Raw genomic sequence first — 16664 nt, 5'->3', positions numbered from 1 at the left:
TGACACCTCACCAACGGGTCAAACCGTTGATAAATCAACATTTATAGAGGGAGGATTTACATGTTTAAATAAAATTCATTAATGCTTCTAATCTAGTTTTGTAAAACGAAATAACACTATTTGAACATTATAACGATAGAACGGAGATGTGTATGAAGTCAAAAATCTACTTTACGCTATTTGTTGTCAGCTTTGTAATAATGGGACTAGAAATGACCGCTACAAGACTGATAGCACCTTCATTTGGTAACACAGTTTACACATGGGGAATAATTATATCGATTTTCCTGATTGGATCAAGTGTAGGATACATAGTAGGAGGATATCTAGCTGATAAAGCAAACATTCGCGAAATCATGTTGTTTATATATCTTTTTGGTATTCTTTCGATAGCCATTATTCCATTGATTAAAACTACGCTTTTTCCATTACTTGAATCACTTTCAAGTACCCCCGGTACTACGCTCGGTGTGCTTTTGCTTTATTTAATTCCTAATTTTCTTCTAAGTGTAATCGGGACTGTCCTTATGAAGGATGGTATAGGAGAATTGGCAAGTGGAAAAGTCATTGGTAGCTTACATTCAGCATCAGCGATCGGAAGCGTTCTTGGAACAATTGTGACAACTTTCTGGCTAATACCCTGGACTAATATCAACTCCATTATTGGCCTTCTAGCTGGCCTGGTATATTTAACAAACATTATTTATTGTGATACTAAAACCAAGATGCAAGGATTTTTATTAATTATCCCTGCACTGTTTATTGCTCTTCCTTTTCTTTTAGTTGGAGAGAAATCCCAAGACATTCTTTTGAAGAAGACAAGTCTTTACCATGATATTTATGTATTGGAAAAGGATTTCTATCAAGGGAGAGAAGGAAGATTCCGTTCACTCACCTTTGGCAATAAAACTACTATTCAGGGAATGATGGATATGAATCAACCTGACAAACTTCTCCTTGATTATTCAAAAAGCGTGTGGGAGATTTCTAAAACATTTTCTCCAGAGAGTAAAGAAGTCTACATGATTGGCCACGGTATTGGAACATTAACACGTAAGTTTGAAGATACCAATAAAAATGTTCTCGTTGCGGAAATCGACAAAGAGGTAGTAGACGTCAGCCGCCAATATTTTCAATACAATGGTAATAGTGTAGAGATAGGTGACGGGAGAAAAATTCTAAAAGAGCAGAAAAAAAGATTTGATCTCATCTTTTTGGACGCTTATAACAATACAACTCAAATTCCCTTTCATTTAATTTCAAAAGAGTTCTTTGAGCTAACAAGTGAGAAGTTAAATAATAATGGTATTTTAATTATTAACGCAATCGGCAAACAGAAAGGAGATTTGCTGATTGAATCAATGAATAGCACTTTAAAATCAGTTTATCCCTATGTTTACATCTATGGGAGAGAAGATGGAAAAGGAATTCAAAACTTTACAATTATTGGAAGTAAATACCCGATTGAGGATAAAAAAATAAAGGGCCATAACTTGATCAAAGTTGGAAAAGGGAAAGTAATTCTAGATAGCGACACGAAGTTAACTAACCTAAATTAATTTTATAATTCCTAGCTAGTAATTGTCATATTAATATACCCAAGAATAATAAAGAATGTAACAGATATAATCATCCAACAATAACAGAAAGCCCTTAGGTTTTTTTATTTTTTCAGTGATGACTATTAATAAAAGAGCGACATAAGTGAAATTTTTTTGTTACCATGAGAGAAAAAATAAAAAAAGCTGGTGGAAAAATGGGGAAAACAATTTTAGTTGTAGATGACGATCATGATATTGTACGGCTAATTACAGAAAGCTTAAAATTTGAACAGTTTTATACGATACAAGCTTATTCTGGAAAAAAGGCTTTGTACTATTTGAAAGAAAACAAGATTGATTTTGTTGTTTTGGATATCATGATGCCGGAAATGGATGGTTTGGAAGTTTGCCGGAAAATTAGAAGTGAATACAATATCCCCATTCTGTTGCTAAGTGCACGCAGCAGGGATATGGACAAGATTATCGGACTGGAAATTGGAGCAGACGACTATATGACGAAACCTTTCAGCATTCAGGAGCTTACCTCACGGATAAAAGCTCATTTCAGAAAGGTTGACCGTTTGCATCAGGAATGGAATGGCATTATAAAGGAGAAGGAAGTGAAGTTTCTAAATTCAAACTCGCCTCTTGTGTTAAATGACAAGACTTATGAAGCTTTTTTAAATCATCAAAAGTTAGAGTTATCGACTAAGGAATTTCAAATTTTATCCTTTCTGAAGAATCATCCCAATAATGTCCTCACCCGTGAACAAATTTATGATAGCGTCTGGGGAGACGAATACGGAGATTTAAACACCGTCACCGTTCATATAAAAAATATCCGAAAAAAGATTGGCGTACAGCACGATTTCATCAAAACCGTCTGGGGTGTTGGTTACAAATATATTGAAGGGAATACATCAACATGAAGCTAAAAACCAAGCTTCCATTACTATTTCTCTTCATATTTCTTCTAACGCTTCTGCTGATTGCTGCCTTTTTTGTCTTTTATATAAAATCGTTATCAGCAGATGAAGGACACGTATGGCTAGAAAATATATTTAGTCCGGTTCATTTTCAAATGCTCTTACTTCTAAGTATTTTAATGGGCTTGTTGTTTGTTGTTTTAACAGTATTTTTTCACTTCAATATTACTAAACCCATCCAAGCACTCAATTTAAGACTAAAAAAAGTAAATATTGGAAACTCCCGAACCCCCTTGCATTCAAGAAGGAAGGATGAAATCGGAGACCTGTATAATCATTTTAATGAGATGGAAGAAAGACTATATCAAGCCCATAGGGAACAGGTTGATATGATAGCAGCTATTGCTCATGATTTGAAGACTCCATTAACTACAATAACAGGTTTTGTTGAGCTTCTCTCTATACAGAAAGATCTGACAAGAATGGAGACACAGGATTATTATGAGCTTATTATGAAAAAAACAAAACACATGGTGGAGCTGATTGATTCTTTCTCAATGTATACTAAGAATGAGGCAATGTTTGAAACCATAGCTATGATACCGATAGCAGCTCATAAGTTGTTTGACACTATATCATCTGAATATGAGACCGAGTTATCTAGCTTCGATTTCAGGCTTACATGGAAACATACTTTTAACCCGAACCAGCTCATTAGTATCAATGAACACATGATACGGCGTGTATTTGGAAATCTTTTCAGTAATGCTGTAAGATACAGCAATAGTAATGAACTTCATGTCTATTTGACCGGTTATGTACAGGAAGGTTATGCATACTTTCTAATAGAGGATAATGGCGTTGGAGTGCCTAATCAGGACCTGTCTTTACTGTTTCGTAAATTTTACACGGTGGATAAATCTAGACAAATGAGTAATGGCGGTTCTGGACTAGGTCTAGCAAGCTGTAAATTAATAATTGAACATCATGGCGGTCAGATTCATGCGTTTCATTCAAATCATGGGGGATTGGGAATCCGTTTTTCACTCCCACTATCAGTATAGGAATGTGTTCTGAAAGACTTTCAGTTGAAAAACTGAAGGTTTTTTTGTTTAAATTCCACTTCATAATTCTTTATATTTTTTCATAACTTTTTTATTTTCTTTTTATAGGAGTTTTAGTTTTCTTTTTTACAATAAGTCTGCCAGGATCCTATAGAGCTTTAAAGGATTTTACAATAAGTATTTGACCAATTAACTAAATAGGAGGAAACCCCAATGAATAACTTATCAAACTCCAATCACGACAATGGCGGGAAGCAAGCTAAGGAGCGGCAGCCAGTTATGCCACGCTGGGTAAAGGTATCATTAATCATTCTTATAGCTCTGCTCCTGCTTTTTGTCATCATAAACATCACAGGCATAGGAGGCAAGCACGGACCTATGCGGCATTTTGGCCAGACACTGCCCACAGAACAAATGGAGGCACAACAACCATGACAATGAAGCCTGGACTCCGGAAGTTCGCCCTCACCGCGCATGTCACTTGCTCTGTTGGCTGGATTGGAACTGTTATTGCGTACATAGCTTTAGCCATCGCTGGTCAAATCAGCCCGGATATCCAAACGGTACGTGCCGTTTGGATCGCGATGGAATTGATCGGATGGTACGTCATCGTCCCGTTGGCGCTCATCTCGCTACTCACTGGAATTATCATGTCACTCGGCACCCCATGGGGTCTTTTCCGTCATTATTGGGTTATATTCAAACTTTTACTAACGGTATTTTCTACGTTCGTCTTGCTCCTTCATATGCCGTTAGTGAGCTCCTTGGCACGATTGGCAGAAGAAACGGATCCTACAGGTCTGAGCAGGCTACCGAATGAAATATTTCATCCCGCTGGCGGCTTGCTATTGTTGCTGCTTATCGTGACATTGTCGGTGTACAAGCCGCGGGGTATTACCCCATATGGTTGGAAAAAGCAACAGAAGCAGCATAACCATTTGTAGAAGCAGAAGCCCCCTCTATAGCATTCGGTGCAGCAGCCAACATATTTTAAAAAAAGAATAACCTAAACTGAAGAATGGTTTTGATGTTTAATTGACAAATTCCTGTTGAATATTGTGATTACCCTTAGACAAACTGTTTTTATCCTAGATATTTGTTATATAATTAAAAAAAAGCATGGAGGTTTTTAGACGTTGAATACTAATGCGGAACAAATAATAACTGATCTTTTAATTAAAAAAGTTTCACCTTTTTTAATTGTTTTATTTGGTTCAACCGTCAATGGAAACATCCATAGAGAGAGCGATATTGATATTGCTTTTTTAAGCGATGAAAAAAACTTAGATAAATATGAATTGTTTATGATCGCTCAAGAACTGGCCGCAAAACTAAACCGAGAAATAGATTTGATTGATTTAAGTAAAGCCAGTACGGTTTTTCAAGCTCAAATTGTCCAGACAGGTAAAACCATCTATTGTACGGATGAACGAAAAAAGGAGGAATTTGAGTTAAAAGCATTAAAGATGTACGTAAAGCTAAATGAAGAACGTTCTGAGATAATAAAAAAGATAGATGAAAGCGGGACCATATATGAAAAGTGATGTGATTCTAAACAAAGTAAGTATTATCGAACGTTGTATTAAAAGAATACATGAGGAATACGATAATAACTCGAAAAACCTAGAGAATTACACTAAACAAGATTCAATAATATTAAATCTTCAGCGGGCTTGTGAAGCGAGCATTGATCTAGCCATGCATATTATTGCTAATAAGAAGCTAGGGCTTCCGCAAAATAGCCGGGATGCATTTTCGATATTAGAGAAAGAAGGGATTCTACAAGCAAATCTATCTCAAAAAATGAAAGCTATGGTTGGTTTCCGAAATATTGCAGTTCATGACTACCAAGAAATTAATTTAGAGATATTAAAAAAAATACTTGATGATCATTTAGTTGATTTTTTTGAGTATACCAAAACAATTTTAATGTTTTAGCTTATTCTACAAAATACTAAATTAGGTTTTACTACAATACTGAGTAAATTAGTATATTAAATCCTCTCATGACAAAGTCAAGGGGATTATTTTTTTGTTGTTTATAACATAAAGGTACAATCATGGTTAAAATGAACTCACTAAAAGAATAAGATGTTTGCTCTAGCATGAATTAAGGAAAGAGAACAAGAAAGGTTTTTTATGTGAGGATATTTTAAGTTTTTTCTACATTTTAATGGGTGAATGGGTGAAGCGGTGTATCATCTGGTTTATTTAAAATGAATCTTGAAGGGGTAAAATATCTAATGAAAAATAGATTATTTAAAGGAGTGATAAACATGCAAAGAGTTCAAATAGAATTATATTCAAGACCAACTTGACTGGATTGTAAAGAAGCGAAGGAGTTTCTTTCGCAGAACGGTATTAAATACATTGAATATGATTTAACCCGGAACCCTGATAAAGAGGAAGAAATGAAAAAAAGAACGGGCTCTCGCATTGTGCCTGCTTTTGTTATAAGAGATACAAGACTCCTAAGTATTATGAAACGTCCTAAAATTTTTATTGGTTTTGAAGTGAATAAGGACAAAATTATTCAGTTACTTAAAGTGCAAAGATAAATTTTAAAACAGATAAGAGTGTGGAAGGAGTTCCGCTGACAACATGCAGCTGAGACTAATCCAAGATTTTGGGCATACTTGTAAAGTGATGAAATAGTGAATTTGAGAAACCAGACTCAAAAGTTAATTCCAAAAAAATACAATTAATGGACTTTCTTTTTTATGAAAGTCCTCTTTTTAATTATCAAGTAAGGCCTTTTTGAGGGTTTTGTAAAAATATATTCCGAATAGTAAAACCTCGATTACACCACCCAAGTATTATTAAGTAAACCAGCATAATTTTTAATTTAATGAACCTATATGCCAAACACCTATTTTTAATCTTAATAAAAAAAATCCTTCACATACTATAGAGGGGTATAGTATTATGTGATTAAAGGGAATGTTGATAAATTCAAAAAGTCTTGAAGAATTTATTTAAATCGAGAAATGCTAAGAAGTTGCACTGACTAAGACTCAATCAGCTTTAAATAGTGACGCTTGTGATTTTCTATAGAGCATGTAATAAAGACTTATGTATTAGAAAAAAATCTAGAAGGTGATTGAACGCTTTCCATTGTTATAGAGGTTAAATAAAAAGGGAGAACCAGGGGGAATTCATATGAACTTAGATGGAGTTAGCAAACATCTATTAATTTGCAACGGGAAAACATGCATGAAAAATGGAGCTGAAGAAGTAACAGAGACCGTTAGGGGAGAATTGAAAAACTTAGCGCTGCAAAAGGAGATTCATACAACAAAAACATTATGTAACGGCCAATGCAAACATGGTCCTATCGTTGTTCTATATCCAGATGGAGCCTGGTACAAAGAAATGAATAAAATTAAAAGTGAAGAACTTATTCGTCAATTAAAAGAAGAGAGAACTGGTAATTTAAGTTCTAAACTTTACTACCATGATGGAAAAACATTTAAGAAGGATGAAAGTGAAATATAACATTATACTAATTCATCGAAAAAGCGTTGCTGTAAAACAGGACGCTTTTCTACCTTTCAGTGACAATTACACTTAAGTAAAATCTATGGCGGTATTTTGTTTGTTCAAAACTAGTAACCGATTAATTGTTTAGTTGTTTATAAGGGAAAAGAGAGATTTTTAGTAACCCCCTGGATAAATGCAAAATTGCTGGTGCTCACGTTAATGAGGATTCTTTGTTAACAGAAGGGGAGCGTATAAATTCAAATCTCAGCCTTAAACTATAACTATTCGTATAATATTATTTAACCATACTAAAAGGTTTCTATTAAAACGCTTCAAACCCCTGATGTTATTGGGATCGAGGCGTTTTTTATTTTTGATAGAGGAGAAAGAAAGTGCGATTAACGCTAAACAAATCGTTGTTAAGTTCAACAAGGCTGTTCAAGCCGGTGTTGCTACTGGTGGTGCAGAAGTTTTAGCTAATTACAAATTAGGATCAGCTAACCCTACACGTGTATCATTGAATGCAGCTAAAACAGAAGCTACTATTACTTTTGGAACTGCTGGATTCGTTGCTGATCTTGACAAATATGTTCAATTTGAAGTTACTGGTATTAAAGATGCATCTGGTAAAGATGTAACAGACTATAAAGCGCCAGTATTACTTGAAGATAAGTCTAAGCCAGTATTAACAACAAAATATGTTGCACCTAACACAGTAGTTGAATTTTCTGAGCCTGTACAAGTTTCAACTGGTGCACTTGCAGGTGCTACTGTAGCTGTTGATGGAGTAACAAACACTTCTTACACAGTAACTAACGATAGTACAGTTGATACTTTAGTTGGAGCTTCAAAAATCACAATTCCTGGATTAAAAGACTTAGCAGGGAATGTACTTCCTGAGTACACTGCAACTGTACAAGTAGGTACTGATACTACAGCACCGACAGTTACATCTTTAACTTCAGAAGGAAATAAAGTTAAAGTTAAATTTAGTGAAGCAGTAGTTAACTCTACTCAAAATGGTAATGCTTCTACACGCGTATGGTTAACTGTAGATGGAGTAGATGTTTACTTAACTTCTGCTGACCAAACTGATGATAATGGACTAGAGTATGAGTACGATGCAACAAGTGCAATTACTTCTGGAGACTTCAAAAATGTTTCTGTTTCAGTTAAAGGTGCTGTTGATGCAAGCGGAAACTCATTAGCTGCTGCTACTCCAGCTCAAACATTACTAGTAACTAAAGATACTACTAAGCCAACTGTTGTTGGTACAACGATTAAAGATGACAAAATCATCGTAAAAATGAGCGAATCAATCGTAGCGGGTTCTACGCCATTTACAACACTAAATGGAACTTTTACTACAACTGATGGTGTAAGAAATACAATTTCAGCAGCAACTGCAACTCCAGCATATGTTTATGATGCAAACAATGATGGTGACACTAGTGATGCAGGTGAAGACAAGTATTTTGTTTTAACAGTAACTGATGCTTCACTTCTATCTTCTGCAAAGCTTAAAGGTGGAACATACACAATTAACTTAGGAGCACAATTTGTTAAAGATACAGCTGTAACAGCAAACGAAGCTGCTGCAACTGCTCTATCTTTCACTGTTGCAGGTGATTCTGCTACATCAGCTGTAGTAACAGCAACACCTTCTGAAGTATCTACAGGTCTGTTGCAATTCGCTTTCAACAATGTTTTAACAAATGCTGCACTTGACGTTAACAAGTACACTATTAACGGTCAACCACTACCTGCTGGAACAGATCTATACTTCTATGGAGATAAGAAAACTGTACGTGCTAAATTACCTGCAGGTCATATTTTCGTAACAGGTGCTAGAACTGTAGCTGTAAAAGATATTGTTGACGAAAATGGCAACACTTTAACAACTGCTGCTAAGAACGGTGTATCAATTAGCATCACTGAAAATACAAAGCCAGTTGCTCAATCTGTTAAACTTGTTGATGACAAGGTATTAAACGTAGAAATGAGCGAAGCGCTTGCTAGCCCAACTGCTGCTACTGGTATTGAAGTTTATGTTAACGGTGCGAAAGTTGACACATCTTCAAATGCATTAACATTTACTAAAGCTAACGGTACTAATGGTACTGATACTCGTCTAGTAATTACTGCGACTAACTCAGTATTTGCTCCTACACAAACTATCGTAGTTAAGTTTGTTGAAGGTTCAACATTAGCTGACTTAGCTGGCAACACAGTTACTGTAGGTCAAGTACAAAAGTAATTTGCTTAAAGGGACCATGGTGACAGGTTTCCTGTCACCTGCCAATATCTCTTCTCATGTCAGAAGAGACAAATTAGTAATATTTAAAAGAATAGATGACTAGAAAGAGGAAGAACCTCAGACAGGCGGATACGTCTTGTTTGAGGTTCTTTTTTTTAGAAAGTAATTTATTGGAGGAATGCAAAATGATATTAAAATATTGGACGATAGTATGCGATATTGAAAGTGGGTACTTTTATAATTTTGACTTGATAGATAAAGAAATGGATATGGAAGACTTTCGTTTTAAATATGAATGTAAGTTCCCGCAATTTACTTTTGTTGAAATTGGTAAAGGGGAAACTAGGCCAAATTTCTTTGGTGGACTGCCCAAGATAACTATCGTACGCGGCAAAATTATTAAAGAGAAAAGGGACTAATTTTAAGAAAATAAGAAGTAAATGAAAGGTACATTAATCATTAGACTCTTTAAAGTTTTCTTGGTACATACTGCTAATAAGAATGATAATATTGGAGAATAGGTATTATGTGAGTAATTAGTTTAAAGAAGGTGGTTAGCATAATCTCTAAACTATTAGGTATATTTTCGAAAAAGATTAATGAGACGGATTCCCTAAAGGTGGATTGTAAACAGGAAAAGAACAAAATTCCTCCAACCAGGATAGGCGAGTTAGGAGAATACAAAATAGATATACAACTTGATCAATTGCCAAAGAGCTATCGATACATGAGTGATATAATGATCCCAAATCCCAACTCCATAACAGGGTTCTCTCAGATTGATCATATTATTATTAGCCCATACGCTATCTTTGTGATTGAAACAAAGAACTATACAGGTACAATTTATGGGAGCAGGGATAAAGATAAGTGGTTGATTAATGGCAAATTTCCGATGGTTAATCCATTTAATCAGAATTTTGGCCATATTAAAGCAGTACAATCATTACTGAGAAATGTTAATGTCAGTAATATTGTCTCAATGGTTTCTTTTTCAAGAAGATGTATATTTAAAGTAGATCTTAATCTAAGAAAGATTCAATCCAATGAGCTGATTGTTTACGATACTGAGCTATCTGATTTCATTACTAGAAAGCAGAATGTGTTACGTTTACTGTTCAATGCTCCAGTATATACAGAAGAAAAGATTCAGCAAATGTACGATATATTAATAAGAAACCATATAACTGATATAGAAATCAGGGAGCAGCACATAAAGAATATAAAAATGAATAAAAAAGAAGTAGAGTCAAAATTAAATTCTTCTGCTTCTTGTGCAACCTGTGGAAAGATGGTATCTGACAAAGTCAGGAAGTATTGTCTTACAAATAAAGAACGGTTTAAAGGCAGTATTTATTGTTTTGAACATCAAAGAGAAATATAACTATTTTATTGTTTAGACTAAAAATGATTATAAAGATTTATAATAAAAAAGAGATCTTGACTGTAATCAAGATCCTCAACTAAATATGGCAAATGCCAGTGAAGCATAAAATTTTTCAAATAGAAGTATTCCTACTCACATTGTGGCGATGCAGGGGATGCTTCTTTTTTTATGGTATTCGTTATGAAGACCTTTCTCTTGATGACTCGATCTTCTAACAAAAAGCCTTCTTGTTTGAAGCTGAAAAAATCCCCTTTAGAGTTAACAATCAAGTGATCCAATAATGGAATTTCAAGGATTAATCCTGATTTTAGCAAAGATTCTGTTATATTGAAGTCTTCTTTTGATGGTTTTATGTCGTTGGAAGGGTGGTTGTGCGCTACGATAAAGCTCCTTGCATTATTTAGGATGCACGCTTTGAAGATTTCACGAGGTGAAACGGCAGCAGTGGCAAGAGTACCGATATGACTTCTATGAACGGCGATTACGTCATTTCTAGTGTTGAGGCAAATAACGAGAAACACCTCTCTGTCATCATCCGCTATAAAGTGAAGGGCAACATCTTTCACATCCCAGGGATTACAAACTCTTTTTTCAAATCTTCTATCTTTCACTTCTCTAATAACTTGCTTGATTCTTGAAACTTCATAAATAGTTTCCATTAGGCATGCTCTTTTCTGTTTTGATTTGTTGAATTAATCATAAATCCATTACCTATTAATGTATATATTCAGTGAGATTTAGACATTAAATATTCACATATTTCTAAAAAGTAATACATAGGACAAGTTATCCTTCCCGTATGAGGCTATCTTTTTGTACAAATGGGGAAGGGTTGTTTAATAAGCGATACGTTAATAGCTACTTTTCTATAAAGGATGTGTGGCTATTAATATCGAAGTAAAAAGTTATAAGTATGTTGCAGGGGGAGTTATAAATGGTTAATAAAAGTAAGATCTATTACGGAGAACATGAATCTCAATTTGGTGTATTACGAATTCCTGAGAATTTACTCTCATGTCCAGTAATAGTATTAATTCACGGAGGCTTTTGGCAAGCAAGATATAACTTAGAGGAGAATAATCCAATTGCTGATGATTTAACCCATAAAGGTTATGCAACGTGGAATATCGAATATCGACGAGTGGGGGAAGAAGGGGGAGGATGGACTGGAACGTTTAATGATGTTATTAATGCTGTAAATCATCTATTAAAACTTAATGAGTCATATCCAATAGATCTTTCAAGTGTTGTTGTTATTGGTCATTCTGCTGGTGGACACTTAGCACTTTGGTTAGCTTCAAGAATAAAATCCATGACAAATGTTAGTTCCTTTAATCAACTTAGTGTTTCTATTCAAAAAGTGATTAGCTTAGCAGGAGTTACAGACTTAGTAAAGATGTGGAATATACATGAACAAAAGAAAATGAAGAGTCACACAGCTGCACTATTAGAGGGATCCCCTGAAGAGGTTCCTCAGCGTTATAAGTTGTCTTCTCCAGCTGAATTATTGCCAATGAATGTTGAACAAGTATTAATACATGGGGAATTAGATCGTCACGTTCCAGTAGATTTAAGTAAGGATTATTACGAATTTGCTGTAAATAAGGGGGAAAATGTAAAACTAGTTATTCTCCCAGATATAGACCACTTCAAAATTATTGAACCAACTTCTTCTGCATGGACCTCGGTTATTGACTCAATATAATTACTTATTGAACTATAGGGGCAGGTTTGTTTAATAAGAGTATGGTAATTCAGTGTAATGAAATCCCGGATTATATTGACAATCTGAATAATGGATAAAAAAAGACCCCTATGGAATATAGAGGCTTATGGTTTTGTCTTTATATGTTTATAATCAATTAACTTTATCGCTGGCAGATTACTGATATTTTCCCTGAAAAGAATGGGATCAATTCCAAAAGTCAATTTGTCAGGACCATATATTTTAGGGTTATTGATATCACCATTTTGAGGAAAAACAATGACTGAAATTACGTATGGATACGGGTGTTCATTACCTTGGTTGTATCTCCTGGTGATTTCCACAACATTATAAGTGTTCTCCCAATTTACGGATATCCCACTTATTGATTTATCATTGTACTTTTTTTGGGCGGCATTAACTATTTTTGGGTGAAGAAATTCTAGAAAGAAATTCTTGAATTGTTGTTCCTGGGTAACATCAGTTGATACAAGAAATAAATCATCACTGTAACCTTTACGGTTATACTCTTCTGCGCTTACAAATTGAATAGCAAGGAAGAAAATTAGAATATGAAAACAAAGGACTTTTGTAAAAAAGTTCATATTTCACCTCCTATATTTTTAATGTTTGTATAGAATGATTTTTATATACTCTGAAGTAATATAAAGAAAATAGTCATTAACACATGGAGAGCTTTGAAGATAGAGTAGTTGCGGAAACGTTTTTCGTATTGTGCAATGGGGCTAGTTAGTTTTGGCAGGAATGACATCGTAAGGAATCGAATATTAATCGGTATCTTTAAGCAAAAGGAATGATACTAATGGAACAAACCATTTCTATAGAGGTAGAAGTAGATTCTCTAGAATACAACATAAATATTATAGGGAACATATCTTTTGTTGTTGATTACCATCGCTTTTTTCCCGATGAAGTTTGGTCTGATTTTGTAGTAATTATTTTATCTTGGTGGATTAAATCATTTAAAGGATTGTTAGTTTCTTCTATGGGGCAAACATTTAAGTTTGACTTTATGGATGGAACTCCTGTCGTACTTGGGAAAAAATTAGATCCAAATCATGTAGAAATGTCGTTCGAATATGATAGTGAAAAAAGGGAAATTGAATTTATAGCAATTTGCAAATTAGAGGAACTTAAGAACAGTTTGCTTACCGCTGCTAAAAAAGTGCTCAGAGCGGTTGAAAGAAATAATTGGGGTAGCGAAGAAATAAATGCACTACGTGACTTAACATTGTCCCTAGAGCGTTATCCTTTACAGTAATTTAGGCAACGGGATACATTCAATTATAAGTCTGTGAATCATTGTACTTCAAATATATGGTGCATTACATTAAGACTACCTGCCAAATCAGGTGGCCTTTTCTTTTTTTACAAACGGGGCAGGTTAGCTTAAGAAGGTTTTTATATCCGTTTATCGAATTACTTAGTAAATTAAATTGCGGCAGCTAAGGAGCTGGTGGAGGATGAGTGGGATTTGTAAGTAGACATTTAGAAAGAGATTTTTCATTACCAAAACATCGTGACGTTCTTTTGGAAAACGCATTAAATGATTTAACTTCAGATTCTAATGTTTTGGCTATTTATCAAGCGGGTTCATTAGCGAGAGGGAACTTTGACAATTATTCTGATATTGATTTACACACTATTGTTACTCCTGAAAAGATAGCGGTTTTTATTAAAGACAAAGGTAATAGGGCCAGAAAATGGGGAAATGTTTTATTTTACGAAGACTTCAATGCTTCTTCTCCCGTTGTGGTAACCCACTACGATACCTTTGTTAAAGTAGATAGTTGGTATCATTCACCTGAAGAGATTGCACCTTCTATTTGGTTAAAGGGATATAAGGTTCTTTACGACCCAAATAACATTATTAATGGGGTAATAAAGGAATCATCATCTAAAGTTTATAAACCTTCTTCTGATGATGTTGAGTTTTGGAGAGGAAAAATTTTTGCTTTTATACACGAAACTTACCGTGCCGTTATGAGGGATGAAATATATTATGCTTTATCTAACTTAGATAGAGTACGTTGGTTAATTGTTTTAGGTTGGTATATGGAAATGGAACAGCATTTGGATAGCCCTTGCGGTGTTTGGTCCAAAATTGAAGGGAAAAGAAGTAAATTGAAAGATTGGCAATTATCACTTTTGGAAAGTTGGGATTGCGGTCGGAATACTAATCAAATTATGAAAACAATGGTTAGTATGGCATCAGAAATTCTTAGGCTGAATAAATACCTAAGTAAGCAAGTTAATATCGAAGAAAATGAAGACCAAATCAAAAAAATAATAGAAATGGCCTTCTAATATAAAAAAATTTAAAGAGAGGTGTATGTAATTTAGTACACCTCTCTTGTTCAACTATCAGGTGCGTGATCCAAAAGGATTAACCGCCTTTTTTGTTGAATTCCTTGTTAGAAAAACGGGGCAAATTAATGAAATATAGATATACTCACTAATATACAAAATGTTACAATTATTGGTAGAGGTGAAAGAGTTGAGTATTTTTCTTTTTGCTGTTATTCACATATTGATAGGATTAGCCTTAATTTATTTTTATAGAAAATTGCCAAAGGCACTTACGGTATTTCTATCTGTGTTCTTTATTATGAGTTTTCTTTATTGGGGAACAATTTTAATAAATTCTTCGTTAAGCTAATGGGTGCTTATGTTCAAGAACAGCTGCTAATCAGGCAGCTTTTTTCTTATTCCATAAACGGGGCAGGTTTACTTAATAAGGTATTCCAAATGTTGGAGGATTTCACTACCCTTTATCAGAATATATTAGTTTATATTGCTGAGTGGGAGGAGCTATATGGAGTTTTTTGATTTTAAGAACATTTCTTCGAGTTGGGGTATTGAAATTAATAACTTTAAGAAGCTTTCGGAACGGGCAACATTAATCATTACTAATGATGATGAGAAATTCATTATTAAAAGAAAGAATAATTTAGAACAGTTTAATAGTGAATTAAAACTCATCGGGCTTTTAAGAAACAATAATTTTTTAACTCAATTTCCCTTATATAATAAACACGGGGACTTTAGTTTATCTTATCAGGAATCAAATTACTCGATATATACCTACCTTGAAGGTTCCACCTTTGGAGCAGAAGAGAGTTTGCGAAATCCTTTAATACCTAAACTTCTAGGAGAAACAATTGCCGATTTAAATAAAATAATGGAATCTGTTGATTTTTTAAGCGAGTACCCTATTAAAGATTTATACCAGGGGGTATACGGTTTTGCCTTAAATGAAATAATCAAAGTAGATCCTTCAGAGGAACTTCAAAATGCGTATCAACAGTTGGAAGAGGATATAAAGAACCTAGTTAATATTCTTCCAAAACAACTTGTACATAGGGATGCTCATATTCATAATATAATATTTAAAAACAACAGCCTTTCTGGTGTTATTGATTATGAGATAGTGGAAGTCAATGTTAGGATATTTGATCTATGTTATTGTTCCACAAGTGTTTTAAGTGAAGTATTTACTAAAGAGGAACTAAGGGGAATGTGGATTGATTTTGTTGGAAATCTAGTGGCTAGCTATAATAAAGTTAATCCTTTATCAGCTAATGAAAAAGAGTCTATTTGGTACGTAATGCTTTGTATCCAAACAATATTTATGGCTTATTTTTCAAGTAACGAAGACATTTATAAAATTAATAAAGCAATGTTTCAATGGGTTTTTGAAAATAGAAATCATATAGAAAGTAAAGTTGTATCGAATGTGAATTAATGGAGATTTTAGTTACCTTTGCGGAATTTTTGTTTGTTTTACTAACGGGTCAATTTAATCTTAGATGATAAGGTTTTTAAAGACGTAATTATCCCCTTTAAGAAGGTGAGAAAAATAAAGTTACTTTTTATATGTAGTCGGATTAAGTGGAGAAGTTTAACCGCGGAGAAAATATTCCACGAGGTAAACGGACACCAAGTTCGGTCTGCTGGGACAGAGAACAATGCTCGTATCAAAGTGAATAGCGGCCATATCGGTTGGGCGGATTTAATATTTGTTATGGAAAAGAAACATAACAGAAGACTGCGTGAAAAATTTGGACCAATGCTAAAAGAAGATAAGAAAGTCATTTGTTTAGATATTCCTGATGATTATACGTTTATGGATGAAGAACTTATAGAAATCTTGTGGTCAAGAGTTTCAGACCATATCGAAATGTCTTAGTTGAGTTGCTGTTGCAGCTCATTTTTCATGCTCTTCTTCAACTAAACCAGCTAATAGTTTGTCAATATTTTTCAATAAAAACTTAAAATATCTC

At 34.2% G+C, this 16664-nt stretch carries 19 protein-coding genes; 17 read left to right on the top strand and 2 right to left on the bottom strand.

The features are described 5' to 3' along the window. The first annotated feature begins 152 nt into the window (after window positions 1–152). The 12 genes from NR125_RS28160 to NR125_RS28105 all read left to right on the top strand — a co-directional run bounded on the left by NR125_RS28160 (window position 153) and on the right by NR125_RS28105 (window position 10652). Window positions 153–1559 carry a fused MFS/spermidine synthase gene (locus NR125_RS28160; protein WP_035332203.1) on the top strand — a complete coding sequence of 469 codons (1407 nt, stop codon included), beginning with the start codon at window positions 153–155 and terminating at the stop codon, window positions 1557–1559. A gap of 197 nt (window positions 1560–1756) precedes the next feature. Beyond that, complete coding sequence (locus NR125_RS28155; RefSeq protein ID WP_035332229.1) at window positions 1757–2470, top strand: response regulator transcription factor; 714 nt, start codon at window positions 1757–1759, stop codon at window positions 2468–2470. After that, window positions 2467–3531, top strand: coding sequence for a HAMP domain-containing sensor histidine kinase (locus tag NR125_RS28150; protein WP_035332205.1), 1065 nt, complete (start codon window positions 2467–2469; stop codon window positions 3529–3531). Before NR125_RS28155 ends, NR125_RS28150 begins: the two co-directional genes overlap by 4 nt. A gap of 213 nt (window positions 3532–3744) precedes the next feature. Then, on the top strand, window positions 3745–3966 hold the full coding sequence (locus NR125_RS28145) for a hypothetical protein (protein WP_035332208.1): 222 nt from the start codon (window positions 3745–3747) through the stop codon (window positions 3964–3966). Further along, complete coding sequence (locus tag NR125_RS28140) at window positions 3963–4475, top strand: hypothetical protein (RefSeq protein WP_051488956.1); 513 nt, start codon at window positions 3963–3965, stop codon at window positions 4473–4475. The genes NR125_RS28145 and NR125_RS28140 overlap by 4 nt, the downstream gene beginning before the upstream one ends. Before the next feature lie 192 nt (window positions 4476–4667). Then, the gene (gene mntA / locus NR125_RS28135) at window positions 4668–5075 is read left to right on the top strand and encodes a type VII toxin-antitoxin system MntA family adenylyltransferase antitoxin (RefSeq protein WP_035332210.1); all 408 of its coding nucleotides are present in this window, start codon (window positions 4668–4670) and stop codon (window positions 5073–5075) included. Further along, entirely contained in the window at window positions 5065–5469 is a 405-nt protein-coding gene (hepT, locus tag NR125_RS28130; RefSeq protein ID WP_035332212.1) for a type VII toxin-antitoxin system HepT family RNase toxin, read from the top strand. Before mntA ends, hepT begins: the two co-directional genes overlap by 11 nt. A 380-nt stretch (window positions 5470–5849) precedes the next feature. After that, window positions 5850–6089, top strand: a complete 240-nt coding sequence (locus NR125_RS28125) for a glutaredoxin family protein (protein ID WP_081757328.1) — start codon at window positions 5850–5852, stop codon at window positions 6087–6089. A 601-nt stretch (window positions 6090–6690) separates the two neighbouring features. Continuing rightward, window positions 6691–7026: a (2Fe-2S) ferredoxin domain-containing protein gene (locus NR125_RS28120; protein WP_019380938.1), complete on the top strand. Its 336-nt coding sequence runs from the start codon at window positions 6691–6693 to the stop codon at window positions 7024–7026. Window positions 7027–7384: 358 nt separating this feature from the next. Then, window positions 7385–9268 carry a hypothetical protein gene (locus tag NR125_RS28115; protein ID WP_256816649.1) on the top strand — a complete coding sequence of 628 codons (1884 nt, stop codon included), beginning with the start codon at window positions 7385–7387 and terminating at the stop codon, window positions 9266–9268. Between the two features lie 185 nt (window positions 9269–9453). After that, entirely contained in the window at window positions 9454–9687 is a 234-nt protein-coding gene (locus tag NR125_RS28110) for a hypothetical protein (RefSeq protein WP_256816648.1), read from the top strand. 200 nt (window positions 9688–9887) lie between these two features. Next, window positions 9888–10652 (top strand): nuclease-related domain-containing protein, encoded by a 765-nt coding sequence (locus tag NR125_RS28105; RefSeq protein ID WP_256816646.1) that lies wholly within the window; start codon window positions 9888–9890, stop codon window positions 10650–10652. 131 nt (window positions 10653–10783) lie between these two features. Here the strand turns inward: NR125_RS28105 and NR125_RS28100 are convergent, their stop codons facing one another. Beyond that, a complete protein-coding gene (locus NR125_RS28100) occupies window positions 10784–11314 on the bottom strand; it encodes a JAB domain-containing protein (protein WP_306219966.1) in 531 nt (176 codons plus the stop codon). Between the two features lie 275 nt (window positions 11315–11589). Here NR125_RS28100 and NR125_RS28095 point away from each other — a divergent pair, with 275 nt between their 5' ends. Next, window positions 11590–12360, top strand: coding sequence for an alpha/beta hydrolase family protein (locus tag NR125_RS28095; RefSeq protein WP_256816645.1), 771 nt, complete (start codon window positions 11590–11592; stop codon window positions 12358–12360). Between the two features lie 125 nt (window positions 12361–12485). On the opposite strand, the gene NR125_RS28090 is transcribed toward NR125_RS28095, so the two are convergent. Then, the gene (locus NR125_RS28090; protein WP_256816644.1) at window positions 12486–12965 is read right to left on the bottom strand and encodes a DUF3888 domain-containing protein; all 480 of its coding nucleotides are present in this window, start codon (window positions 12963–12965) and stop codon (window positions 12486–12488) included. 218 nt (window positions 12966–13183) lie between these two features. Here NR125_RS28090 and NR125_RS28085 point away from each other — a divergent pair, with 218 nt between their 5' ends. The 4 genes from NR125_RS28085 to NR125_RS28070 all read left to right on the top strand — a co-directional run bounded on the left by NR125_RS28085 (window position 13184) and on the right by NR125_RS28070 (window position 16570). After that, a complete protein-coding gene (locus NR125_RS28085; protein WP_256816642.1) occupies window positions 13184–13642 on the top strand; it encodes a hypothetical protein in 459 nt (152 codons plus the stop codon). Between the two features lie 206 nt (window positions 13643–13848). Continuing rightward, a complete protein-coding gene (locus NR125_RS28080) occupies window positions 13849–14688 on the top strand; it encodes an aminoglycoside 6-adenylyltransferase (protein ID WP_256816641.1) in 840 nt (279 codons plus the stop codon). Window positions 14689–15196: 508 nt separating this feature from the next. Further along, on the top strand, window positions 15197–16126 hold the full coding sequence (locus NR125_RS28075) for a phosphotransferase enzyme family protein (protein WP_256816640.1): 930 nt from the start codon (window positions 15197–15199) through the stop codon (window positions 16124–16126). 114 nt (window positions 16127–16240) lie between these two features. Further along, window positions 16241–16570 (top strand): low molecular weight protein tyrosine phosphatase family protein, encoded by a 330-nt coding sequence (locus NR125_RS28070; protein ID WP_256816653.1) that lies wholly within the window; start codon window positions 16241–16243, stop codon window positions 16568–16570. Window positions 16571–16664 lie beyond the last annotated feature (94 nt).

Origin of the sequence: Cytobacillus sp. Bac17 (assembly GCF_024519925.1) — a bacterium.
In the GTDB taxonomy this organism is placed as follows: Bacteria; Bacillota; Bacilli; order Bacillales; family Cytobacillaceae; genus Cytobacillus; species Cytobacillus pseudoceanisediminis.
This window is presented reverse-complemented; position numbering and strand designations above follow the sequence as displayed.